The sequence below is a fragment of the Acidovorax sp. 100 genome (assembly GCF_003688355.1).
GTDB classification, from domain to species: Bacteria; Pseudomonadota; Gammaproteobacteria; order Burkholderiales; family Burkholderiaceae_C; genus Acidovorax; species Acidovorax delafieldii.
The window spans coordinates 1,367,235-1,386,842 of record NZ_REFD01000001.1 but is presented as its reverse complement, the minus strand read 5'-3'; the positions used below and the strand labels follow the sequence as shown (position 1 = coordinate 1,386,842).

General features: G+C 66.7%; 17 protein-coding genes. 9 read left to right on the top strand and 8 right to left on the bottom strand.

Annotation, left to right across the window (positions count from 1 at the left end; all coding sequences use genetic code 11):
- Positions 1-127: 127 nt before the first annotated feature.
- Both C8C96_RS06500 and C8C96_RS06495 read left to right on the top strand, forming a co-directional pair.
- Positions 128-1,762, top strand: a complete 1,635-nt coding sequence (locus C8C96_RS06500) for a wax ester/triacylglycerol synthase family O-acyltransferase (protein WP_121941808.1) — start codon at positions 128-130, stop codon at positions 1,760-1,762.
- A complete protein-coding gene (locus C8C96_RS06495; protein ID WP_233584173.1) occupies positions 1,750-2,352 on the top strand; it encodes a DUF922 domain-containing Zn-dependent protease in 603 nt (200 codons plus the stop codon). The genes C8C96_RS06500 and C8C96_RS06495 overlap by 13 nt, the downstream gene beginning before the upstream one ends.
- 52 nt (positions 2,353-2,404) lie before the next feature.
- Here C8C96_RS06495 and C8C96_RS06490 read toward each other — a convergent pair whose 3' ends face one another.
- Positions 2,405-3,013, bottom strand: coding sequence for a TetR/AcrR family transcriptional regulator (locus C8C96_RS06490; protein WP_121941807.1), 609 nt, complete (start codon positions 3,011-3,013; stop codon positions 2,405-2,407).
- Between the two features lie 89 nt (positions 3,014-3,102).
- Here C8C96_RS06490 and C8C96_RS06485 point away from each other — a divergent pair, with 89 nt between their 5' ends.
- A complete protein-coding gene (locus C8C96_RS06485) occupies positions 3,103-3,570 on the top strand; it encodes a nuclear transport factor 2 family protein (RefSeq protein WP_056059789.1) in 468 nt (155 codons plus the stop codon).
- 33 nt (positions 3,571-3,603) lie between these two features.
- On the opposite strand, the gene C8C96_RS06480 is transcribed toward C8C96_RS06485, so the two are convergent.
- Positions 3,604-4,551: a LysR family transcriptional regulator gene (locus C8C96_RS06480; protein ID WP_121941806.1), complete on the bottom strand. Its 948-nt coding sequence runs from the start codon at positions 4,549-4,551 to the stop codon at positions 3,604-3,606.
- Between the two features lie 119 nt (positions 4,552-4,670).
- Between C8C96_RS06480 and C8C96_RS06475 the strand changes: the two genes are divergently transcribed.
- The 4 genes from C8C96_RS06475 to C8C96_RS06460 all read left to right on the top strand — a co-directional run bounded on the left by C8C96_RS06475 (position 4,671) and on the right by C8C96_RS06460 (position 8,571).
- Entirely contained in the window at positions 4,671-5,609 is a 939-nt protein-coding gene (locus C8C96_RS06475; protein WP_121941805.1) for a dihydrodipicolinate synthase family protein, read from the top strand.
- A gap of 80 nt (positions 5,610-5,689) precedes the next feature.
- Positions 5,690-6,664, top strand: a complete 975-nt coding sequence (locus C8C96_RS06470) for a tripartite tricarboxylate transporter substrate binding protein (RefSeq protein WP_121941804.1) — start codon at positions 5,690-5,692, stop codon at positions 6,662-6,664.
- Positions 6,654-7,352, top strand: a complete 699-nt coding sequence (locus tag C8C96_RS06465) for an SDR family NAD(P)-dependent oxidoreductase (protein WP_121941803.1) — start codon at positions 6,654-6,656, stop codon at positions 7,350-7,352. Before C8C96_RS06470 ends, C8C96_RS06465 begins: the two co-directional genes overlap by 11 nt.
- Before the next feature lie 52 nt (positions 7,353-7,404).
- Entirely contained in the window at positions 7,405-8,571 is a 1,167-nt protein-coding gene (locus C8C96_RS06460; protein ID WP_121941802.1) for a mandelate racemase/muconate lactonizing enzyme family protein, read from the top strand.
- Between the two features lie 60 nt (positions 8,572-8,631).
- Here the strand turns inward: C8C96_RS06460 and C8C96_RS06455 are convergent, their stop codons facing one another.
- The 4 genes from C8C96_RS06455 to C8C96_RS06440 form a co-directional block, all read right to left on the bottom strand.
- Positions 8,632-10,272, bottom strand: coding sequence for a tannase/feruloyl esterase family alpha/beta hydrolase (locus C8C96_RS06455; protein ID WP_233584172.1), 1,641 nt, complete (start codon positions 10,270-10,272; stop codon positions 8,632-8,634).
- A gap of 186 nt (positions 10,273-10,458) precedes the next feature.
- Positions 10,459-11,433, bottom strand: coding sequence for a LuxR C-terminal-related transcriptional regulator (locus C8C96_RS06450; RefSeq protein ID WP_056745727.1), 975 nt, complete (start codon positions 11,431-11,433; stop codon positions 10,459-10,461).
- Positions 11,434-11,590: 157 nt separating this feature from the next.
- Positions 11,591-12,688, bottom strand: a complete 1,098-nt coding sequence (locus C8C96_RS06445) for a M14 family metallopeptidase (RefSeq protein ID WP_121941801.1) — start codon at positions 12,686-12,688, stop codon at positions 11,591-11,593.
- A 101-nt stretch (positions 12,689-12,789) separates the two neighbouring features.
- The gene (locus C8C96_RS06440; protein ID WP_121941800.1) at positions 12,790-14,001 is read right to left on the bottom strand and encodes a M20 aminoacylase family protein; all 1,212 of its coding nucleotides are present in this window, start codon (positions 13,999-14,001) and stop codon (positions 12,790-12,792) included.
- A gap of 77 nt (positions 14,002-14,078) precedes the next feature.
- Here C8C96_RS06440 and argE point away from each other — a divergent pair, with 77 nt between their 5' ends.
- The gene (argE, locus tag C8C96_RS06435; protein WP_121941799.1) at positions 14,079-15,236 is read left to right on the top strand and encodes an acetylornithine deacetylase; all 1,158 of its coding nucleotides are present in this window, start codon (positions 14,079-14,081) and stop codon (positions 15,234-15,236) included.
- A gap of 45 nt (positions 15,237-15,281) precedes the next feature.
- Here the strand turns inward: argE and C8C96_RS06430 are convergent, their stop codons facing one another.
- Positions 15,282-16,430: an ABC transporter substrate-binding protein gene (locus C8C96_RS06430; protein ID WP_056745736.1), complete on the bottom strand. Its 1,149-nt coding sequence runs from the start codon at positions 16,428-16,430 to the stop codon at positions 15,282-15,284.
- A gap of 137 nt (positions 16,431-16,567) precedes the next feature.
- Between C8C96_RS06430 and C8C96_RS06425 the strand changes: the two genes are divergently transcribed.
- A complete protein-coding gene (locus tag C8C96_RS06425; protein ID WP_121941798.1) occupies positions 16,568-18,688 on the top strand; it encodes a molybdopterin-dependent oxidoreductase in 2,121 nt (706 codons plus the stop codon).
- A gap of 146 nt (positions 18,689-18,834) precedes the next feature.
- Here C8C96_RS06425 and C8C96_RS06420 read toward each other — a convergent pair whose 3' ends face one another.
- Positions 18,835-19,515 carry a type 1 glutamine amidotransferase domain-containing protein gene (locus C8C96_RS06420; RefSeq protein ID WP_121941797.1) on the bottom strand — a complete coding sequence of 227 codons (681 nt, stop codon included), beginning with the start codon at positions 19,513-19,515 and terminating at the stop codon, positions 18,835-18,837.
- Positions 19,516-19,608 lie beyond the last annotated feature (93 nt).

The window sequence follows — 19,608 nt, the reverse complement described above, 5'->3', positions numbered from 1 at the left end:
GTGGGGGGAGGGAAAGAACGGTGTCGGCAAGGGTTTGCTGCGTTGTATCTTACGGGCTGAGCACGGCCCGGGGCCGCTCAATCCATAGAGGCAAGCCCCCAAAAATCAAACAATAGGTGTACATCTGATGGTGACCCGCATTCCAGCCCCCCGCAAAGCCGCCCCCGGCCGCAGCACGAGCCCCCTGCGCACCATGCGCGACCAGGCGCCTGAGGTGGCACGCAAGGCCGCCCAGGCCCTGCCCCCCGCAGCCCGCAAGGCCGCCACCGTGGTGCAGAAGAACGTGCGCCGCGCGGCCACCGGCATGCTGGGCCTGTCGGGCGAACGCATGAGCAAGGTCGATACCGCCTGGCTGCGCATGGATTCGCACAGCAACCTGATGATGATCAACGGCGTGTGGACCCTGTCACCCGGCATCACCTGGGAGGCCTTGTGCGAACGCGTACAGCAGCGCCTGCTGCAGTACCCGCGCTTTCGCCAGCGGGTAGTGGAAGATGCCGCAGGCGCCACCTGGGTGGAGGACCGCAACTTCGACATCGCTGCGCATGTGCTGCGCGAAAAGCTGCCCCACCGCGCAGGCCACAGCATGCAGCGCGCACTACAGGACCGCGTGGGCGAACTCGCCATGCAGCCGCTCGATACACGCCGCCCGTTGTGGCAAATGCACCTGATCGAAGACTTTGTGGGTGACGACGGCGCGAAGGGCAGCGCGCTCATCGTACGCATCCACCACTGCATTGCGGACGGCATTGCACTCATCTCGGTGACCATGTCGCTGGTCGATGGCGGCTCGGAACCCCCCAAGCGCAAGGCGCGGGCAGACAAGGAAGCCGCCACCGCCGAGGACTGGATCGCCGACGCACTCATCAAGCCCTTCACCGGCCTCACCGTCAAGGCCCTGGACCTGGCGGGCGACAGCGCCGCCAAGTCGTTGCAGATGCTGGGCGACCCGGAAAAGGCCATGCACCACGGGCTGACCGGCACCATGGACATGGCCCGCGTGGCCTACCAGCTCGTCAGCGATGCGGCGGCATTGGCCCTGATGCCTGACGACTCGCCCACGCGCCTGAAGGGCCAGCCCGGCAGCGCCAAGCGCGTGGCCTGGTGCCCGCCGATTCCGCTCGAAGAGGTCAAGGCCATCGGCAAAGCACTCAACTGCTCCATCAACGATGTGCTGCTGTCGTGTGTGGCGGGCGCCATCGGCGGCTATCTGCGCAGCCAGGGCGACGACCCTACGGGCCAGGAGATCCGCGCCATGATCCCGGTGAATCTGCGCCCCATGGAAGAGGCCTGGAAGCTGGGCAACCGCTTTGGCCTGGTGCCGCTGGTGCTGCCGATTGGTGTGGCCAACCCTGTCGAGCGCGTGTACGAAGTGCGCAAGCGCATGAATGCACTCAAGGGCAGCACCCAGCCCATCCTGGCGTTTGCCATGCTCGCCGCGGCAGGCCTGATGATCAAGCCCGCACAGGACGCACTGCTCAACCTGTTTGGCCGCAAGACCACGGCGGTGATGACCAACGTGCCCGGCCCCAAGGAGCAGCTCACGCTGTGCGGTGCACGCGTCACGCAGTGCATGTTCTGGGTGCCGCAGTCGGGTGACATCGGCCTGGGGGTCTCCATCCTCAGCTACGGCGGCGGCGTGCAGTTTGGCGTGATCACCGACACCACCCTGTGCCCCGAGCCGCAGCAGATCATTGATGCCTTTGCGCCCGAGTTCGACCAGCTGTCCCTGCTCACGCTGATGCTGCCGTGGGGCGACTGAACGCATCTGCGTTGCCAGAGCCGCCACCCAGCGTGCGTCTGGGGTGGGTGGTGGCCTTGCTGCTGTCTGCGGGTGGGGCACACGCGGCCGTGGAGGAAGAAAGCACCCAGCGGCCCTACGTGGTGCGCGCCCAGCCCGGAGAGACACTGCGCGATGCCCTGCATGCTGCAACCCCCATTTCGGTGGGTGGACAGCGCTTTCATGGCTACACCCGCTGGAACGTGCGCTGGACCTTCCGCTGGTGGCGCGAAGCCTCGGGCCGCTGTGCGATCACCGAAGTCAACACCCGGCTGCGCACCGAAGTGCAGCTGCCCGACCTGCAGGCCGCCAGCCCGTCGCAGCAGGCGGTTTTTGACCGGTATGTGCAGGCGCTGTACCACCACGAGCAAGGCCATGTGCAGATCGGGCGCGACGCAGCGCAGGCTATTGACCAGGCCATCCGCCAGATGCCCGCGGCGTCCGACTGCGCCACGCTGGAGCGCGAAGCCAACGCCTTGGGCCACCGGCTGCTGCAGGACCACGTGGCGCGCGAGAAGCAGTACGACCAGCGCACCCGCCACGGTGCTACACAAGGCGCACGGCTGGACTGACCATGCGGGCGGCCGCCAGAAACGTTCCCATCTTTCCTATCGACCGACAGGCTCATCCCTTGCGCTGAGGAGGCGCCGCCACCAGCGCATCCGTCAGGCGGGACACTGCGGCCACCACCGCGGCGACAGGTTCGCCCATCTGCGCACGCACGATGGCGCCCTCCACCACCAGGGTGAGCGCCTGCGCGTCTTCCGCACGGTGGGAAGGCGCAGGCAACAAGGCAGCCAGCAACGCCGTCATGTCGCGCTTGTGGCGCTGCGCAATCTCCAGCACCTCCGGCACGGTGTCTCCCAGCTCGCTCACGCTGTTGATGAAGGCACAGCCCCGAAAGTGCTTGCTGCCCAACCATTCCGCCAGCGCGGGCGCCAATGCCCGCGTGCGATCCGCCACTGAGGGCAGCGCGTGCGCATGGCGCTGCAGCGCGTCGGCGAACCAGCCCATCCAGCCCGCGTGCCGGTACTCCAGATACGCACAGATGAGCGCGTTCTTGCTCGGGAAATGCCGGTAAAAGGTCACCTTGGTCACGCCAGACTCCGCAATCACCCGGTCGATGCCCGTGGCGCGGATGCCATCTCGGTAGAACAGCGCGTGCGCCGTGTGCAGCAGGCGGTCTCGGGCGGGCAGGTCTTGCCAGCCGACAGGGAGAGGATCAAAGGTCATTCGCTCATTGTAGACAAGTCTGTCTACATAGCTTTATGATGGCACGTAGACAGATCTGTCTACATCAACCCTTCACCGTCGAGGTTCCCATGGAAACACGCCCGCCTTTGCCCCCCTTTACCCAACACACCGCCGTCCAGAAAGTGCGCCTGGCCGAAGACGGCTGGAACTCGCGCGACCCTGCCCGCGTGGCCCTGGCCTACACCGAGGACACGCGCTGGCGCAACCGCGCCGAGTTCCCCGTGGGCCGCGAGGCCGCCCGGCAGCTGCTGGAGCGCAAGTGGGCACGCGAACTGGACTACCGCCTCATCAAGGAGCTGTGGGCGTTCAGCGGCCACCGCATCGCCGTGCGGTTTGCCTACGAATGGCATGACGACGCAGGCCAGTGGTACCGCAGCTACGGCAACGAGAACTGGGAGTTCAACGACGCAGGCCTGATGGCCGTGCGCCACGCCAGCATCAACGACCGCCCCATCCAGGCCGCAGACCGGCTGTTCTTCTGGCCGCTGGGGCGCCGACCGGACGACCATCCGGGGCTGAGCGACCTGGGCCTTTAAGAATCGGCTGCCAGCCAGGGGAACGGCAAGCGCTCAGGCCAGCGGTGCCACCTGCGCCACCGCCAGTTCCCACAAGGACTCGGCCACCGGCGACATCTCGGCACGCTGGCGGTACAGGCGGATCTGCACCGGCACGTTCCAGTCGGCGCCCCCGGCAGCCACCAGCGTGCCGGCGCGCAACTCGTCGGCAATCAGGCTTTCGGGCAGCCAGGCCACGCCCCGCCCTTCCTGGGCAAGAGTCTTGAGCAACACCGCGTGGTGCGCGGTGAACACCACCGCCACCGGGCCGTCAGCACCGTCAGCGAACACCCCGCGCATGCGGGCCCGCATGATGCGGCCCAGGCCCGACGCCTCGCTGTAGGCCAGCACGGGCACCGGGGCCTGCTGGCCCAGCGCATGCATCGGCTGGCCTGCTGCGCCGCCGGACTGTGGCGCACTGACTGGCAGCAGCCGGTCGTCCGCCAGGCGGCACATGGGGTACTGCGCCTCGTCCAGGCGCCCCGGCACCTCGGCGTGGCCATGGCACAGCACAAACTGCACACGCCGCTGGAGCATCAGGTCTTCGCAGGCCTGCGAGCTGTCGGACATGGTCTGGATGGGCCCCAGCCGCAGGCGCGCCTCCATGCCCACCAGCCAGCGCGGAAAAAACGTGAGCGAGAGCACGTGCGTGGCCGCAAAGCGCAGGCTGGCAGCCGCCAGGTCGTGTGCAGCACGGGCCTTGATGCGCGCGGCCTCCAGATTGGCCAGGATGGTTTCGAGCAGCGGCAGAAAGCGCTGGCCTGCCGCCGTGAGCGCCGCAGGATGGGCACTGCGGTCGAACAGCTCCACGCCCACCCAGTCTTCCAGTGCGCGGATATGGCGGCTGAAGGCGGGCTGGGCAATGGCGCGGGCCTCCGCCGCGCGCGAGAAATTGCCCGTCTCGGCCAGAGCTAGGAAATCCTCCAGCCATTCCAGGTCCAGGGGTCGGTTGCCGGGTCCCATGTGTCTCCGCGATGGATCGATAGATAGTTGTATGCGATTCGAGTATTGGACCGCTGCAGCATGGCGCGGAATGATCCACCCCGTTGTTCACCAGCTTTTCCCAACGGAGACAAGAAAGCATGCCTGCCATCTCGAATTATCGCGGGATCATCCCCGCCATCTCGTGCCCCTTTACCCCCGACCACCGCATTGATGAGCCCGCGCTGCGCAAGCTCGCCTCATGGCTGGCGGGCCACGAGGGCGTGGTCGCCATCATGACCAACGGCCATACCGGCGAGGTTTTCTCGCTGACGCCGGCCGAGCGCACCGAAGTCACCCGCATCGTGGCCGACGAACTCAAGGGCCGCATGCCCGTCATCTCGTCCATCGTCTGCGAAGGCCTGGCCGACGCAGCAGAACACGCCCGCGCGGCCGTGGCGGCTGGCGCCGTGGCGCTGGACGTGATGCCCCCGCACCACTGGCTGCGTTTTGGTTTCACGTCGGGCCACGCGCTGCAGTACTTCGAGGCCATCCACCAAGCCGCCCCCAGCGCCGACCTGGTCTGCCACGTCTACCCCGCCTGGACGCGTGCCTCGTACTCGTCGCAGCTGCTGGCCGACCTGGCCCGATTGCCCTACCTGCAGGCCTTCAAGGTGGGCCAGCGCGACATGAACAAGTACGCCCGCGACATCCAGGCGATCCGCGAGGCCGACGCGTCCAAGGCCATCCTCACCTGCCACGACGAGTACCTGCTGGCCTCGATGGTGCAGGGCGTGGACGGCGCGCTGGTGGGCTTTGCCACCTTCATCCCGCAACTCATCATCGACCTGTGGAACGCCGTGAAGGCGGGCGACCTGAAGAAGGCCATGGCCGTGCAGGCCCTCATCACCCCGCTGAAAGACGCGGTGTATGGCGGGGGCGAGCCGACAGGCGAGGCCCACGCCCGCATGAAGGGCGGCATGTACCTGGCCGGTGTGATCGACGACGCCACCGTGCGCCCCCCCACCGAGGCGCCGAACGCCAAGGAAATGGACGCGTTGCGCGCTGCCGTCCAGCAGGCAGGCCTGCTCAAGCGCTGAGCGGCCACATGGGCACAGGGGATGTCGAGTCCCCTGTGCCCCGGGGTCCTCATAGAAAAACCGACAGGAGACAAGACACCATGCAACGCAAACATTTCCTCCGCACCGCACTGCACGCGGCTTTCTGCGCCGCCACACTCGCGATGGCGGCCAGCGGCTTTGCGCAGTCCTATCCCACCAAACCGGTGCGAATGGTCATCCCCTTTCCGCCAGGCGGCACGCTCGACACCGTGGGCCGCATGCTCGCGCAAAAGCTGGGCGACCAGATGGGCCAGAACTTCATCGTCGAGAACAAGGCGGGCGGCAACGGCGTGATCGGCGGCGACGTGGTGGCCAAGGCCCCGGCCGACGGCTACACGCTGCTGTTCAACGCATCCACCTTCACCACGGCGCCCATGACCATGAAGTCCGTTCCCTACGGCGTGGTCAAGGACTTCACACCCGTGGCGCTGGTGGCCAAGGCCCCGCTGTCGGTGGCCATCAACAAGAACCTGCCGGTCACCGACATCAAGTCGCTGATGGCCTACGCCAAAGCCAACCCCGGCAAGATGACCTTCGCCGTGGGCTCCATCGGGTCGGCCGGGCACCTCTCGACCGAACTGCTCAAGCGCGCAGGCAACCTCGACTACCTGATCGTGCCCTACAAGGGCACGGCGCCTGCGTTCCAGGACCTGATCGGCGGGCAGATCGACGGCTTCATCGACCCCATCCTCGGCTCGCTGCAGTATCACAAGAGCGGCATGCTGCGCGTGGTGGCCGTCACCTCCGCGCAGCGCGCGGCCAGCCTGCCCGACGTGCCCACGGTGGGCGAAACGATTCCGGGCTACGAGTTCTACAGCTGGTATGGCCTGTGGGGCCCGGCCAAGCTGCCGGCCGACATCACCCAGCGGCTGAACACCGAGGTGAACAAGGCCCTGGCCGAGATGACGCCCAAGCTCAAGGAACAAGGGCTGCTGACCACGCCGGGCAGCGTGGAGGACTTCGCGAAGTTCCAGCGCAGCGACATGGAGCGCTCGCAGAAGATCGTCACCGAAGGGAACATCCGTGTCGAGTAATGCCCGCCACGCCATCGTCACCGGCAGCAGCAGCGGCATAGGCCGCAGCATCGCCGAGTCGCTGCTGGCCGGCGGCTGGCGCGTGACGGGCCTAGATGTGGCCCAGCCGACGGTCGTTCACCCCTCGTTCACCCATACACCGGTCAACCTGGCCGATGGCGCAGACATCGCCCGCGTGGCCGCTGCGCTGCCCGGCTTGGACGCGCTGGTCCATGCGGCCGGCGTGCTGCGCGTGGGGCCGCTGGGCCAGCTCGACCATGCGGGCGGCGAATTGATGTGGCGCCTGCATGTGGATGCCGCCACCCGGCTGGCCGATGCCATCGTGCCCGGCATGGCCCAGCGCGGCCAGGGGCGCGTGGTGTTCATTGGCAGCCGCGTGGCGCAGGGCATGGCCGGGCGCGGGCAGTACGCCGCGACCAAGGCCGCGCTGATTGCACTGGCGCGCAGCTGGGCCGCCGAGGTGGCCGCGCAGGGCGTGACGGTGAATGTCGTCTCGCCCGCAGCCACCGCCACCGGCATGCTGAACGACCCCGCCCGCCAGGGCAGTGCACCGCGCCTGCCGCCCATCGGCCGCCTGATCGAGCCTGCCGAGATTGCCGCACTGGTGGGCTTTCTTCTGTCTGAATCTGCCGCCGCCATCACGGGGCAGGACATCGCGATCTGCGGGGGCTCTTCGCTCGCCCGCTGATCTTTCCTTTTGATCCCGCACCTTTCCCTCTTTGCCAACGAACGCGACCACCATGAAGATCGTCAACATCCTCGAATCGACCCGTCCCATCAAGTCGGACATCCGCAACGCCTACATCGACTTCTCGAAGATGACGCTGAGCCTCGTGGCCGTGGTCACCGACGTGATTCGCGATGGCAAGCCGGTGATCGGCTACGGCTTCAACTCCAACGGCCGCTACGGCCAGGGCGCGCTGATGCGCGACCGATTCATCCCCCGCGTGCTGGAGGCTGAGCCGGCCAGCCTGCTGGACGAGACGGGCGAGAACCTGGACCCGCACAAGGTCTGTGCCCGCATGATGATCAACGAAAAACCCGGCGGCCACGGCGAGCGCTCGGTGGCCGTGGGCACCATCGACATGGCCGTGTGGGACGCCACGGCCAAGATTGCCGGAAAGCCGCTGTTCCAGCTGCTGGCCGAGCGCTACGGCAACGGCACGCCCAACCCGCGCGTGTTTGTCTACGCCGCCGGGGGCTACTACTACCCCGGCAAGGGGCTCGATGGCCTCAAGAAGGAAATGGAAAGCTACCTGGCGCGCGGTTACTCGGTGGTCAAGATGAAGATCGGCGGTGCCACGCTGGCCGAAGACTGCGAGCGCATCGAGTCGGTGCTCAAGATCCTGGGCCCGGGCCAGCAACTGGCGGTGGACGCCAACGGCCGCTTCGACCTGGCCACCGCCATCGACTACGGCAAGGCCCTGTCGCAGTACCCGCTGTTCTGGTACGAAGAAGCAGGCGACCCGCTGGACTACGAGCTGCAGGCTAAGCTGGGCGAGGTCTACAAGGGCCCGATGGCCACGGGCGAGAACCTGTTCTCGATGCAGGACGCGCGCAACCTGATCCGCCACGGCGGCATGCACAAGGACCGCGACTGGCTGCAGTTTGACTGCGCGCTGAGCTACGGCCTGGTGGAGTACCTGCGCACGCTCGACATGCTCAAGGAATACGGCTGGTCCCCCAGCCGCTGCATTCCACACGGGGGCCATCAGATGTCGCTGGCGATCGCGGCAGGCCTGGGCCTGGGCGGCAACGAGAGCTACCCCGACCTGTTCCAGCCCTACGGTGGCTTCCCCGATGGCGTGAAGGTCGAGAACGGCTACGTGACGCTGCCGCCGCTGCCGGGCATCGGCTTCGAAGGCAAGTCGGACCTGATCGCAGAGATGCGCGCGCTGGCATCCTGACGACTGGACACACAAAAAAGGCACGCCCAGGGGCGTGCCTTTTTGCATCCAGCACCGCGTTCAGGTCGCAGAGCAGGTAAAGCTCTCGGCCTTGGCCGGATCGCCCGTGCCGTTGTAGCGCGGGAACTTGGGGTACTCGCACACCGGGCGCTGCGCCACGGGGGTGCTGGTGCCAGGGGCGAACTTCGTGGCGACCAGCTTGTCAGGCGCCGCGCCCTTTTCCACCCAGGCGTCCATGGCGGCGAGCAGGTCGATGGAGCGCGGCTCGGTGCCTGCGCCGTCCAGGTCATGCCCGTTGGAGGGCGAGGTGACCATGCGCGCAAAGCCCTGCACCTTGCTGGCGCCCAGGCGCTGCTTGACCGTGTCGAAATAGTCTGCCGTGCGGTACAGCGACACGCAGGTGTCGCCCAGGCCGTACCAGATCAGCAGCTTGCCGCCGTTGTCGGCAAAGGCGGAGATGTCGGGATCCGTGCCATCGATCATCTCGGCCAGCCGCGCGTACTGCGCCTGGTACTGCGTGGGGTCGTGGCTCAGGATGTTGGCGTTGGGGTTGCCCTCCACCAGGCGCGCGGCTTCCGTTACGGCCATGTGGTTGAACGAATCGGGCGCGTCAAAGCTGGTGCCGAACATGTACGACTGCCAGTCCGACGTGGACGCCCCGCCCCGACCATAGCGCGGGTAGCCCACGGCACCGCGCGACAGGGTCACGGGTGTCTTGTGGTCGCTGTAGATGAGGCGGATGGATTCGATCTGGCCGGCCGTGAGGCAGCTGTCGTTGTCCGCCCCCTGGCACAGCAGCTCGGTAGGCACGTAGTTGCACGCCTCGATGTTGCCGATGATGCCGTCCTTCAGGCCATCGAGGCCATCACACGCCGCCACCTCGGCCTTGGCATACAGCGCGATCTTGGCGGGGCTCATCCAGTTGTCGCGGCTCTTGAAGATGTGGCGCAGCACCGTGGGCCCCAGGTTGACCTGGTGCGCCTGCTGGCTGATGGCGGGCTCCATGGCCACCACGCCGTCGTAGTCCTTGGGGTACTTCTGCGTGGAGATGAGCCCCGACCGACCGCCGTTGGAATGGCCCATGTGGTAGCGCCGCACGGGGCGCTTGCCATAGAACTCGGTGGCGATCGTGGTGCCCACCTCCAGCACGAAATGGTTGGCATCAAACGCGTGGTTGCGCAGCGCCACGTCGCTCTTGCCCCAGGCAAAGCCGCGGATCTGGTGGCCGGAGTCGGAGCTGATCTTCACGTACGGGTTGGCCGACGGGCCCACCAGCTGCTGGTACCACGGGTCGTCGGTGGGGATGAAGCCGTCAAAGCCGCCACCACCAATGGTCAGCGTCTTGCCGTTCCATTGTGTCAGCGTGGGCAGCTCCACCGCCCAGTTGATGGTGGACTCGGGCGACGAGACGATCTGCCCGCGCACGATGCACACGTCGGGCAACGTGCCATCGGCCTTGCGCAGCTCGGTACGGGTGACCTTGGCGCCATGGGGCAAGGCGGTGGATGCGTAGGCGGCACAGGCCTCAGCCAGGGGCTTGCTGGCCAGCGGGGGATTGGCGTCGCTGCCGCCGCCGCAGGCGGTCAGGGCCAGGGCTGCCACAGCACCCAGGGTGCAGACAGCGGTCCATCGCCCTGCGCGTGCCAGGGGGTGAGGGTGGCGTCGGGACGCCACGGCGAAGGGGTGGGGGGTCGGGAACATGCAAAGGTCTCCTGTTATGACGGTTCTTCAGGAGCCCAGCGGGGCGGCGGCATGACCGGCACCAGCGACTGGACTCCGGTGCGGACGATAGGAAAAGGCGGCGTGGTTGCAGCCTCTGCAAATGCAGAGGGAGCGGGAAACTACCGAGCCCTGCAAACCCGCGCGGGGCACCCCCGCAGCCGCTCGCTACTGGTGGCGCAGTGCGGCCACCAGCTCCAGCTTGTTGCTCACGCCCAGCGCGGCATAGGCCGTGCGCAGGTAGGTGCGCACCGTGGCGGGCGTGAGGCCCAGCGTGGCCGCAATGTCCTTGTGCGAGCGGCCCTGGGCGTACAGCATGGCGGCGCTCAGCTCGCGCGGTGCCAGGGCTTGCTTGTGCTGGCGCGACGCCAGGCTCACGGCCACCAGTGGCCCGCAGGGCTCCAAGCGCAGGCGGCAGGCCTTGCCCACCGACAGGGTGCAGGGCGCGCCCGCCAGCGCCTGCGCCACCACCGGCGGCAGGTGGGTGCCGTGCCAGCCGGGGCTGGCTTCGCCCAACGCCCGGCTGATGCGCAGCCCGGCAAACAGCAGTTCGCCCGACGGCCGGGCCAAGGCAAAGCTGTCCCAGGGGCGGCCGGGCGTGTCGCTTTGCAGGCGCTGCAGACGGTGGTGCCATTGCTGCAGCAGGTGCAGGACGAATTCGCCGAACAGCACTGTCTCTCCGTCCGAGAATTCCGGCCGCGTTGGCGGGCGGTAGATGGAGACAAAAAACATGAGCCCGCTGTGGGGCAGCTCGGCAGTGAGGGCCATGCAGTGGTACAGGCCGTGGCGCTGGCTGAAGGCGGCCACCTCCGGGTGCTCGGGTAACGGGCCCACCACGTCACGCTCACGGATCACCACCCCCAGCTGCTGCATGGACTGCAGCCCAAACAGGTCCACCGCCGCCAGCGCATTCCACTCCTCGGCAAAGCTGCGGCTCAGGCCAATGCTGCCGTGCAGCCAGTTGCGGGGTGCCACCTGCACATCGCCCGCCGAGACCTCGCCCCACCAGGCGGAATCAAAAGGCACCAGTCCCTGCAAGGTCTGCATGGCCTGGTGCAGCAAGTCCTGCGGGGCCACCTGCTGGGCCTGCTCCGACAACCGGAGCAGGCTGCGGCTCAGCGCGCGCAGAGGATCAGAGGCCATGGTGTCTCCTGGTTTTTGGGGCGATGGTAGCCGCCCCACGGTGGCAACCCCAACGCTCCTGAACCCGTACTAACCGCCAAACCCCTGCGCACCCACTACCATATTGATAGCATCTCAGGCATATAGCACTAGCGCCTGAGGCCTCTGGAACACAAAATCAGGCCGTCAACCCGTTCACCGCCTGGAACATCGACTGCCGTGCCTGGCTGATGATCTGGCCCTTCCACACGTCCGTGTCGGTGTAGAAGGCCGCCAGCATTTGCGCCTTGATCTGGGCAGCCTTGTCAGCCGGAGTTTCGGGGTGCAGTTGGAGCCATTGCTCGGCACGGATGGCGTTCATCACGTCGAGCACGGGCACGGTGCCGTACTCCATGGCAATGCCGGTGTATTCGGCATGGGGGCACTCGTCGTAGATCGATGTCCACATCAGGCCGGTGAGGAAGGCCGAGGTGGACGAGCCGTCGTAGATCGACGTGACCGGCGTGGCGCCGCCGCCGTCCCACCAGGCGCGCGCGCGGGCCACGGCCACGGCGTCGTCATTGCCCGCGTAGATGCGCTCGCCATGGCCGCTGGGGCCCAGGCCCGTGTGCAGGTCGATCCAGGCGATCTTCGACGCGGCCGCACCGTGCTGGCGCAGCACCTGGCGCAGCGTGTGGTTGCTCCAGGTGGGCTCGGTGCCGCCAAAGAACACGCCCTGCGGAAACTCGTGCTGGCCTTGCGAGATGGCGGCCTGCCACGCGGCCTCGCCCTTGGTGGCGATGTAATCCGCCACCGCTGCCTGGTTCTCAGGGCCGGGTGGCCACTGCTCGGGCAGCAGCAGGGGCTGCACCTCGCGGTAGGCCGTGTTCACGGGCAGTGGCTTGCTGAAGTCCTGGAAGTTGCGGTTCAGGTCCACGTTCTCGTGTGTGAAGCGGCGCACGTGCGAGAAGCCATAGGGGTTGAGCGCGTGGATGTAGAGCGTGGCCACACCGGCATCGCGCGCCTTGGCGCGCCACTCGGCATCGTGCAGCGCAAACACCTGCACGCCGCTGCCGCAGTAGCCCTCGACGCCGTGGCAGGCGCTGCTCACGATGAGCAGCTTTTTGGCATCGGCCGGGCCGTCGCGCACCACGTCCATGGCCAGGTCTTCGCCGTCGCGGCCCTTGAGCGGGTGGGCGTGCGATTCGATGGACAGGCCGGCGGCTGCGGCGGCCTCCAGAAACTTTGTGCGCGCCTGGGCGTAGCTGGGCGAGAAGGCTTCAACGATTCCGGTCATGGGCAGGGCTTTCAGGAGTCAGTGGGAAGACAAAAAGAAAACCCGGGCACGCGCGCTGCGCACGCCCGGGTGGAAGAGGATCAACGGCGCGTCAAGCTGCTTCAGGCCGCTTTGGCGGGCTGGGCCAGCCATTCCTCGGCCAGCTTGACCCAGTAGGTCGCGCCCAGCGGGATCAGGTCATCGTTGAAGTCATAGCTGGGGTTGTGCAGCATGCAGGGGCCGCCGCCGTGGCCCATCTCGCGGTGGGCGCCGTCGCCGTTGGCAATGAAGCAATACGCACCGGGCTTGGCCTGCAGCATGTAGGCAAAGTCTTCAGCACCCATGGTGGGCTCCTGAACCACCACACGCTCTTCCCCCACGATGCCGGTCATGACCTTGCGGGCAAATTCGGCCTCGGCGGGCGAGTTGACGGTGGGCGGGTAGTTGCGCACGAACTCGAACTCGCAGGTGGCATCGTGCGCAGCGCAGTGGTTCTCGGCGATCTGGCGCATGCGCTTTTCAATGAGGTCCGTCACTTCGGTGGTGAAGGTGCGCACCGTGCCCTGCAGCTCGACGCTGTCGGGAATCACGTTGGTGGCCTCGCCCGCGTGGATCATGGTGACCGAGATCACGCCGGCGTCCACGGGCTTCTTGTTGCGGCTGATGATGGTCTGGAAGGACTGCACCATGCCGCAGGCAATCGGCACCGGGTCGATGCCGGTGTGCGGCAGCGCCGCATGGCCGCCCTTGCCACGCAGGGTGATCTTGAACTCGCTGGTCGATGCCATCACCGGGCCGGGGCTCACGGCAAAGGTGCCCACCGGCATGCCTGGCCAGTTGTGCATGCCGTACACGGCTTCCATGGGGAACTGCTCGAACAGGCCGTCCTCGATCATCACGCGGGCCCCACCGCCGCCCTCTTCGGCCGGCTGGAAGATCAGGTACACGGTGCCGTCGAAATTGCGGTGCTTGGCAAAGTGCTGGGCCGCCGCCAGCAGCATGGCCACGTGGCCGTCATGGCCGCAGGCGTGCATCTTGCCCTGGTGTTTGCTGGCGTGGGCGAAGGTGTTGAACTCCTGCATGGGCAGTGCGTCCATGTCGGCGCGCAGGCCAATCGCGCGGCCACTGGCGCCACCGTCGCGCCCCTTGACGATGCCCACCACGCCCGTTTTGCCCATACCCCGGTGGATGGGAATGCCCCACTCGGTGAGCTTTTGCGCCACCACGTCGGCGGTGCGCACCTCTTCGAAGCACAGCTCGGGGTGGGCGTGAATGTCCCGGCGCACCGCTGCAATACTGGCCGCCTGGGTGACGATGGAGTCAATAACGTTCATGATATGTGTCCTTACGATCTCACAGTCTAGCCCGACAGCAACACACGTGCCAACCCGGGTTATTCGCTAGCCACTCCATGATTTCTGCCCACGCCCTCGAACTTGCGCAAACCCTGGTGCGCATGAACACCGTCAGCCATAACTCCAATCTGGAGCTGATCCATTTCATCCGCGACCATCTGGCCAGGCTGGGCGTGAAAAGCCGCCTGACCTTCAACGACGACAAGACCAAGGCCAACCTGTTCGCCACCCTGGGCGAGGGCAAGCCGGCGGGCGTGATCCTCTCGGGCCATACCGACACGGTGCCGTGGGATGGTCAGGACTGGACCATGGACCCGCTGAGTGCCCTGGTCAAGGACGGTAACCTGTACGGGCGCGGCAGTGCCGACATGAAGGCCTTTATTGGCATTGCCGTGTCGCACGCAGAGCAGTTCCTGAACAGCGACGCGCCTTTTGCGGTCCATCTGGCCTTCAGCTACGAAGAGGAGATCGGCTGCTTCGGCGTGAAGGAACTCATCGCCGACCTGCGCGACGCGAACATCAAGCCCCTGGCCTGCATCGTGGGCGAGCCCACCAGCATGATCCCCGCCATCGCGCACAAGGGTGTGTACCGCTACAAGTGCTGCGTGCGTGGCAAGGAGGCGCATTCGTCCCTCACGCCGCATTCGGTCAACGCCATCGAGATGGCCGCCCGCGTGGTGGGCCGGGTGCGCGACATGGCGGAAGACTTTGAAAAGAACGAGCCCCGCTTTGAGGGCTTTGACGTGCCGTTCTCGACCAGCAGCGTGGGCCAGTTCCATGGTGGCATTGCCGACAACGTGGTGCCGCGAGACGCCGAGTTCCGCTACGAGTTCCGCGACCTGCCCACAGCCAATGCTGCGCAGATGCAGTCCGAGGTGGTGGCCTACGCCAAATCGCTGGAGCCTGCGATGAAGAAGGTGGCGCCCGCAGCAGGCTTTGAATTCGAAACCATCTGCGAAATCCCGAGCTTCCTGGGCAGCAAGGACGACCCGGTGACGCGCCTGGCGCAGGAGCTGTCGGGCGAAAAAGGCACCACCCTGGTGGCCTTTGGCACCGAAGCGGGGCTGTTCAAGAACGCGGGCATCTCCACCGTGGTGTGTGGCCCCGGCAGCATCCAGCAGGCCCACCAGCCCGACGAGTACGTGAGCCTGGAGCAGCTAGGACGCTGCGAGGCGTTCATGCAGGGGCTGGCGCGCACGCGCACGCTGGGCTGATAACTGCGCAGCGGCGGGGGCCAACGCGCCCCCTCCTGAATGGGATCAGGTCCTGACCCGGCCGTCCCCGGTCAGCATCGACATCTCGACAAACTTCGAGGCTGCGTGGCTGGTGCCACTGAACGACACCGGAAAGCCCGAGATCACCTGGTTGCCGATGGACTCGGTGCCAGTGATGAAGCTCTCGCGCGTGATCTTTCCGCCGGCCTGGGCCTGGCGCAGGCCCTCGGCGAACACGCGTGCAGCCAGATAGCCTTCCATGCTGGAGTAGTTGGGCTGCACCTTGTCGCCGCCCTTCTTGATGGCCTCCAGAAACTCGCGCGTGATCTGGCGCGAGGGTTGGTAGGGCGAGGGCACCACCTGCGACACCACCACACCCGCACCGTCCTTGCCCAGCTCGTCGGCCAGCGCCTGGGTGCCCACAAACGACACGTTGTAGAACGTGCCGCCAAAGCCCGCCTTGCGCGCCGCACGCACAAACGCGGCAGCCGACGCGTAGGCTGTGATCTGCACTACGGCATCGGGCGTGGCGGGCACCAGCTTGTCCACGGCCGCTTTCACGTCCGTGGAGTTGCGCTCCACGGTGGCCGTCGCCACAGGTGTCAGCTTCAGCTCGGCCAGCGCGCGGTTCACGCCATCGAGCCCCGCCTTGCCATAGGCGTCGTTCTGGTAGAACACCGCAATCTTTTTGAGCCCCAGGTTGGTGAGCTGGCGCACGATGAGCGCGGTTTCGTCGTAGTAGGACGCACGCACATGAAAGATCAGCCGGTTGAACGGCTGGCGCAGCGCCTCGGCACCGGTAAAGGGGCCAAAAAACGGCACCTTCTCCTTGGTGAACAGTGGCAGCGCCGCCAGGCTGGTGGGAGTGCCGATGTAGCCAAACAGGGCAAACACCTCGTCGGCAATCAGCTTGCGGGTGTTCTCGGCGCACCGGTCGGGCTCATAGCCGTCGTCCATGGTGCGGATCTCCACCATGCGCTTGCCCACGCCGCCCTGGGCGTTGAGCTGGTCAAAAAAGAGCTTGGCGCCCTGGTTGAACTGCACGCCCAGCTGCGCCGCCGGGCCGGTGAAGGCGGCCGACTGCCCCAGCACGATGCGCCCCTCGCCCTGCGCACGCGCCAGGCCGAACCCGCCCAGCGCCACGGCGCCCATGCCCACCGAAAACTGCCTGCGCCCCAATACTGTCTGGTTCATGGTGAAATCTCTGCTCTTGTAAGAAGAAAGAAGGGGCATGCCCCTCTGCACTGCCGGTAGGCAGCCCCTTGGAAACGGGGGACCCATATGCACGCCCGTTCCAACCCTGACAGCCAGTTTAACGATCCAGCCCCCGAATGCCCACGCCTTCTGACGCTAATTCCCCTCCATCGGCACTGATTCAGGTGCGCGGCGCCTGCCCCCACGACTGCCCCGACACCTGCGCCCTGCTCACCACCGTGGACGAGCATGGCGTGGCCACCCGCGTGCAGGGCAACCCCGACCACCGCCACACCGATGGCGCGCTGTGCGCCAAGGTGAGCAAGTACACCGAGCGCAGCTACCACCCCGAGCGCGTGCTCACGCCGCTCAAGCGCACGGGCGCCAAGGGCGCCGGCCAGTTCGTGCCCGTGACCTGGGACGAGGCCCTGGCCGACATCGCCCAGCGCCTGCAGACCATCGCCGCGCGCGCGCCCGAAGCCATCCTGCCCTACAGCTACGCGGGCACCATGGGCATGGTGCAGGGCGAGAGCATGGACCGGCGCTTCTTCCACAAGCTCGGCGCCTCGCAACTGGACCGCACCATCTGCGCATCGGCCGGGGCCGAGGCCTTGGTGCAGACCCTGGGCGGCAAGGTGGGCATGAAGGTGGAGTTCTTTGCCGAATCGCAGCTCATCATCATCTGGGGCAGCAACTCCATCGGCAGCAACCTGCACTTCTGGCGCTACGCCCAGCAGGCCAAGCGCAATGGCGCCAAGCTGGTGTGCATCGACCCGCGCAAGAGCGAGACGGCCGACAAATGCCACGAGCACATTGCCCTGCGCCCCGGCACCGACGCCGCGCTGGCCCTGGCGCTGATGCACGAGCTGATCGCGAACGACTGGCTGGACCACGACTACATCGCCCGCCACACGCTGGGCTGGGACCCGCTGCGCGAGCGCGCACTGCAGTGGCCGCCCGAGCGCGCGGCCGAGGTGTGCGGCATTCCGGTGGAGCAGATTCGCCAGCTGGCCCAGGACTACGGCACGACGAAGCCCGCCGCCATCCGCCTGAACTACGGCATGCAGCGCGTGCGCGGCGGCGGCAATGCGGTGCGCGCCGTGGCCTGCCTGCCTGCGCTCACAGGCGCCTGGCGCCACCGCGCGGGCGGTGTGCTGCTGTCCAGCTCGGGACAGTTTCCGGCGCAGCGCGCCGTGCTGCAGCGGCCCGACCTGATGCCCGCCCAGACACCGCGCACCATCAACATGTCCACCATTGGCGACGACATGCTGCGCGAGGCCTCGCCCACCTTCGGCCCGAAGGTCGAGGCCATCGTGGTTTACAACAGCAATCCCGTGGCCGTGGCGCCCGACTCGGGCAAGGTGGTGCAAGGCTTTGCACGCGAAGACCTGTTCACCGTGGTGCTGGAACACTTCAAGACCGACACGGCCGACTACGCCGACTACATCCTGCCCGCCACCACGCAGCTGGAGCACTGGGACGTGCACCTGAGCTACGGCCACACCGACGTGCTGCTCAACCGCCCCGCCATTGCGCCCCAGGGCCAGGCACGCAGTAATGCGCAGATCTTCCGCGACCTGGCGGCGCGCATGGGCTTTGCCGAGCCCTGTTTTGCCGAGAGCGACGAGGCCCTGTGCCGCCAGGCGTTTGGCGACGCAGTGGACTACGCACTGCTCGAAAGCCAAGGCTTTGCCACGCTGGCGCTGCCCGATGCGCCGTTCGCCGAAGGCAACTTCCCATCACCCTCTGGAAAGTGCGAGTTCTACAGCGCCCGCCTGGCCGCCCAGGGCCTGGACGGCCTGCCCGACCACCTGCCCAACTACGAACTGCAGGGCACGGACGCCCGCCACCCGCTGGCCATGATCTCGCCGCCCGCGCGCAACTTCTTGAACTCCACCTTCGTGAATGTGCAGAGCCTGCGCAACATCGAGGGCCGCCCCGTGCTGGAGATCCACCCCGACGATGCCGAAGCACGCGGCATTGCCAACGACGCCGTGGTGCGCGTGTTCAACGACCGGGGCAGCTACCTGTGCCACGCCACCGTCTCGCGCCGCGCACGGCCCGGCGTGGTCAACGGCCTGGGCATCTGGTGGCGCAAGCTGGGACTGAACGGCACCAACGTGAACGAGGTGACCAGCCAGGCGCTGACCGACCTGGGCCGCGCGCCCACGTTTTATGACTGTCTGGTGGAAGTGGAGGCCACAGGCGCCGCCGATGCCGGCATGGATGCCGGGGCCCGCGTCGGCACCACGGCCTGAGGGCAGCTTGAGATGCTGGGTTTGCTATCTATTCAATAGCTGATAGCGCAATATCCACTAGCGCTTGAAGCCATTTTTACCCTTAACCTGCGCAAACACCCGTTCTGCGCAGGATCTGCGGCTGTGCAGGGTTCCTTCGCGGCCCCTTACCCCAACAGCTTCAGCAAGGCATGGGCGCCCTGCTCGGACGATGCCGGGTTCTGCCCTGTGATCAGCGTGCCGTCGGTCAGCACATAGGGTGCCCAGTCAGGGCCTTTGGAATACACGCCGCCGTTGGCCTTGAGCATGTCTTCCACCAGGAAGGGCACGATCTGGGTCAACTGCACCGCGTCTTCTTCGCTGTTGGTAAACCCAGTGACCTTCTTGCCCTTGACCAGGGGCGTCCCGTCGGGCGCCTTGGTGTGGCGCAATACGCCGGGTGCGTGGCACACCAGTGCCAGCGGTTTGCCGGCCGCAAAGGTCTTTTCGATGAGGGCAATGGACTGCGCGTCTTCCGCCAGGTCCCACAGCGGGCCGTGGCCGCCGGGGTAGAACACGGCATCAAAGTCCTCGGCCTTCACGCTGGACAGGGGCACGGTGCTGGCCAGCTGCTGCTTCGCTGAAGCATCGGCCTTGAAGCGGCGCGTGGCATCGGTCTGGGCGCTTTCGTCGTCGCTTTTGGGGTCCAGGGGCGGCTGGCCGCCCTGGGGCGATGCGAGCGTGATCTGCACGCCTGCATCCTTGAACACGTAGTACGGTGCCGCAAACTCTTCCAGCCAGAAGCCCGTCTTTTTGCCGGTGTCGCCCAGTTGGTCGTGGGACGTCAGAACCATGAGGATGTGTGCCATGGAAGTCGCTTTCGGTGTGGGGGGGTTGATCGGAAAAACCAAACCATCACCGTACCAGCCATCGGGCCCGTTGTCCCGCCATGCAGGCCGGTT

Bases quoted from the DNA above. Each gene is read 5' to 3' on its own strand.
- C8C96_RS06425 (WP_121941798.1), top strand. From the start codon at position 16,568: ATGCCCACGCCTTCTGACGCTAATTCCCCTCCATCGGCACTGATTCAG.
- C8C96_RS06460 (WP_121941802.1), top strand. From the start codon at position 7,405: ATGAAGATCGTCAACATCCTCGAATCGACCCGTCCCATCAAGTCGGAC.
- argE (WP_121941799.1), top strand. From the start codon at position 14,079: ATGATTTCTGCCCACGCCCTCGAACTTGCGCAAACCCTGGTGCGCATG.
- C8C96_RS06490 (WP_121941807.1), bottom strand. From the start codon at position 3,013: ATGACCTTTGATCCTCTCCCTGTCGGCTGGCAAGACCTGCCCGCCCGA.
- C8C96_RS06420 (WP_121941797.1), bottom strand. From the start codon at position 19,515: ATGGCACACATCCTCATGGTTCTGACGTCCCACGACCAACTGGGCGAC.
- C8C96_RS06445 (WP_121941801.1), bottom strand. From the start codon at position 12,688: ATGACCGGAATCGTTGAAGCCTTCTCGCCCAGCTACGCCCAGGCGCGC.
- C8C96_RS06430 (WP_056745736.1), bottom strand. From the start codon at position 16,430: ATGAACCAGACAGTATTGGGGCGCAGGCAGTTTTCGGTGGGCATGGGC.
- C8C96_RS06485 (WP_056059789.1), top strand. From the start codon at position 3,103: ATGGAAACACGCCCGCCTTTGCCCCCCTTTACCCAACACACCGCCGTC.
- C8C96_RS06470 (WP_121941804.1), top strand. From the start codon at position 5,690: ATGCAACGCAAACATTTCCTCCGCACCGCACTGCACGCGGCTTTCTGC.
- C8C96_RS06455 (WP_233584172.1), bottom strand. From the start codon at position 10,272: ATGTTCCCGACCCCCCACCCCTTCGCCGTGGCGTCCCGACGCCACCCT.
- C8C96_RS06440 (WP_121941800.1), bottom strand. From the start codon at position 14,001: ATGAACGTTATTGACTCCATCGTCACCCAGGCGGCCAGTATTGCAGCG.
- C8C96_RS06475 (WP_121941805.1), top strand. From the start codon at position 4,671: ATGCCTGCCATCTCGAATTATCGCGGGATCATCCCCGCCATCTCGTGC.
- C8C96_RS06480 (WP_121941806.1), bottom strand. From the start codon at position 4,551: ATGGGACCCGGCAACCGACCCCTGGACCTGGAATGGCTGGAGGATTTC.
- C8C96_RS06500 (WP_121941808.1), top strand. From the start codon at position 128: ATGGTGACCCGCATTCCAGCCCCCCGCAAAGCCGCCCCCGGCCGCAGC.
- C8C96_RS06450 (WP_056745727.1), bottom strand. From the start codon at position 11,433: ATGGCCTCTGATCCTCTGCGCGCGCTGAGCCGCAGCCTGCTCCGGTTG.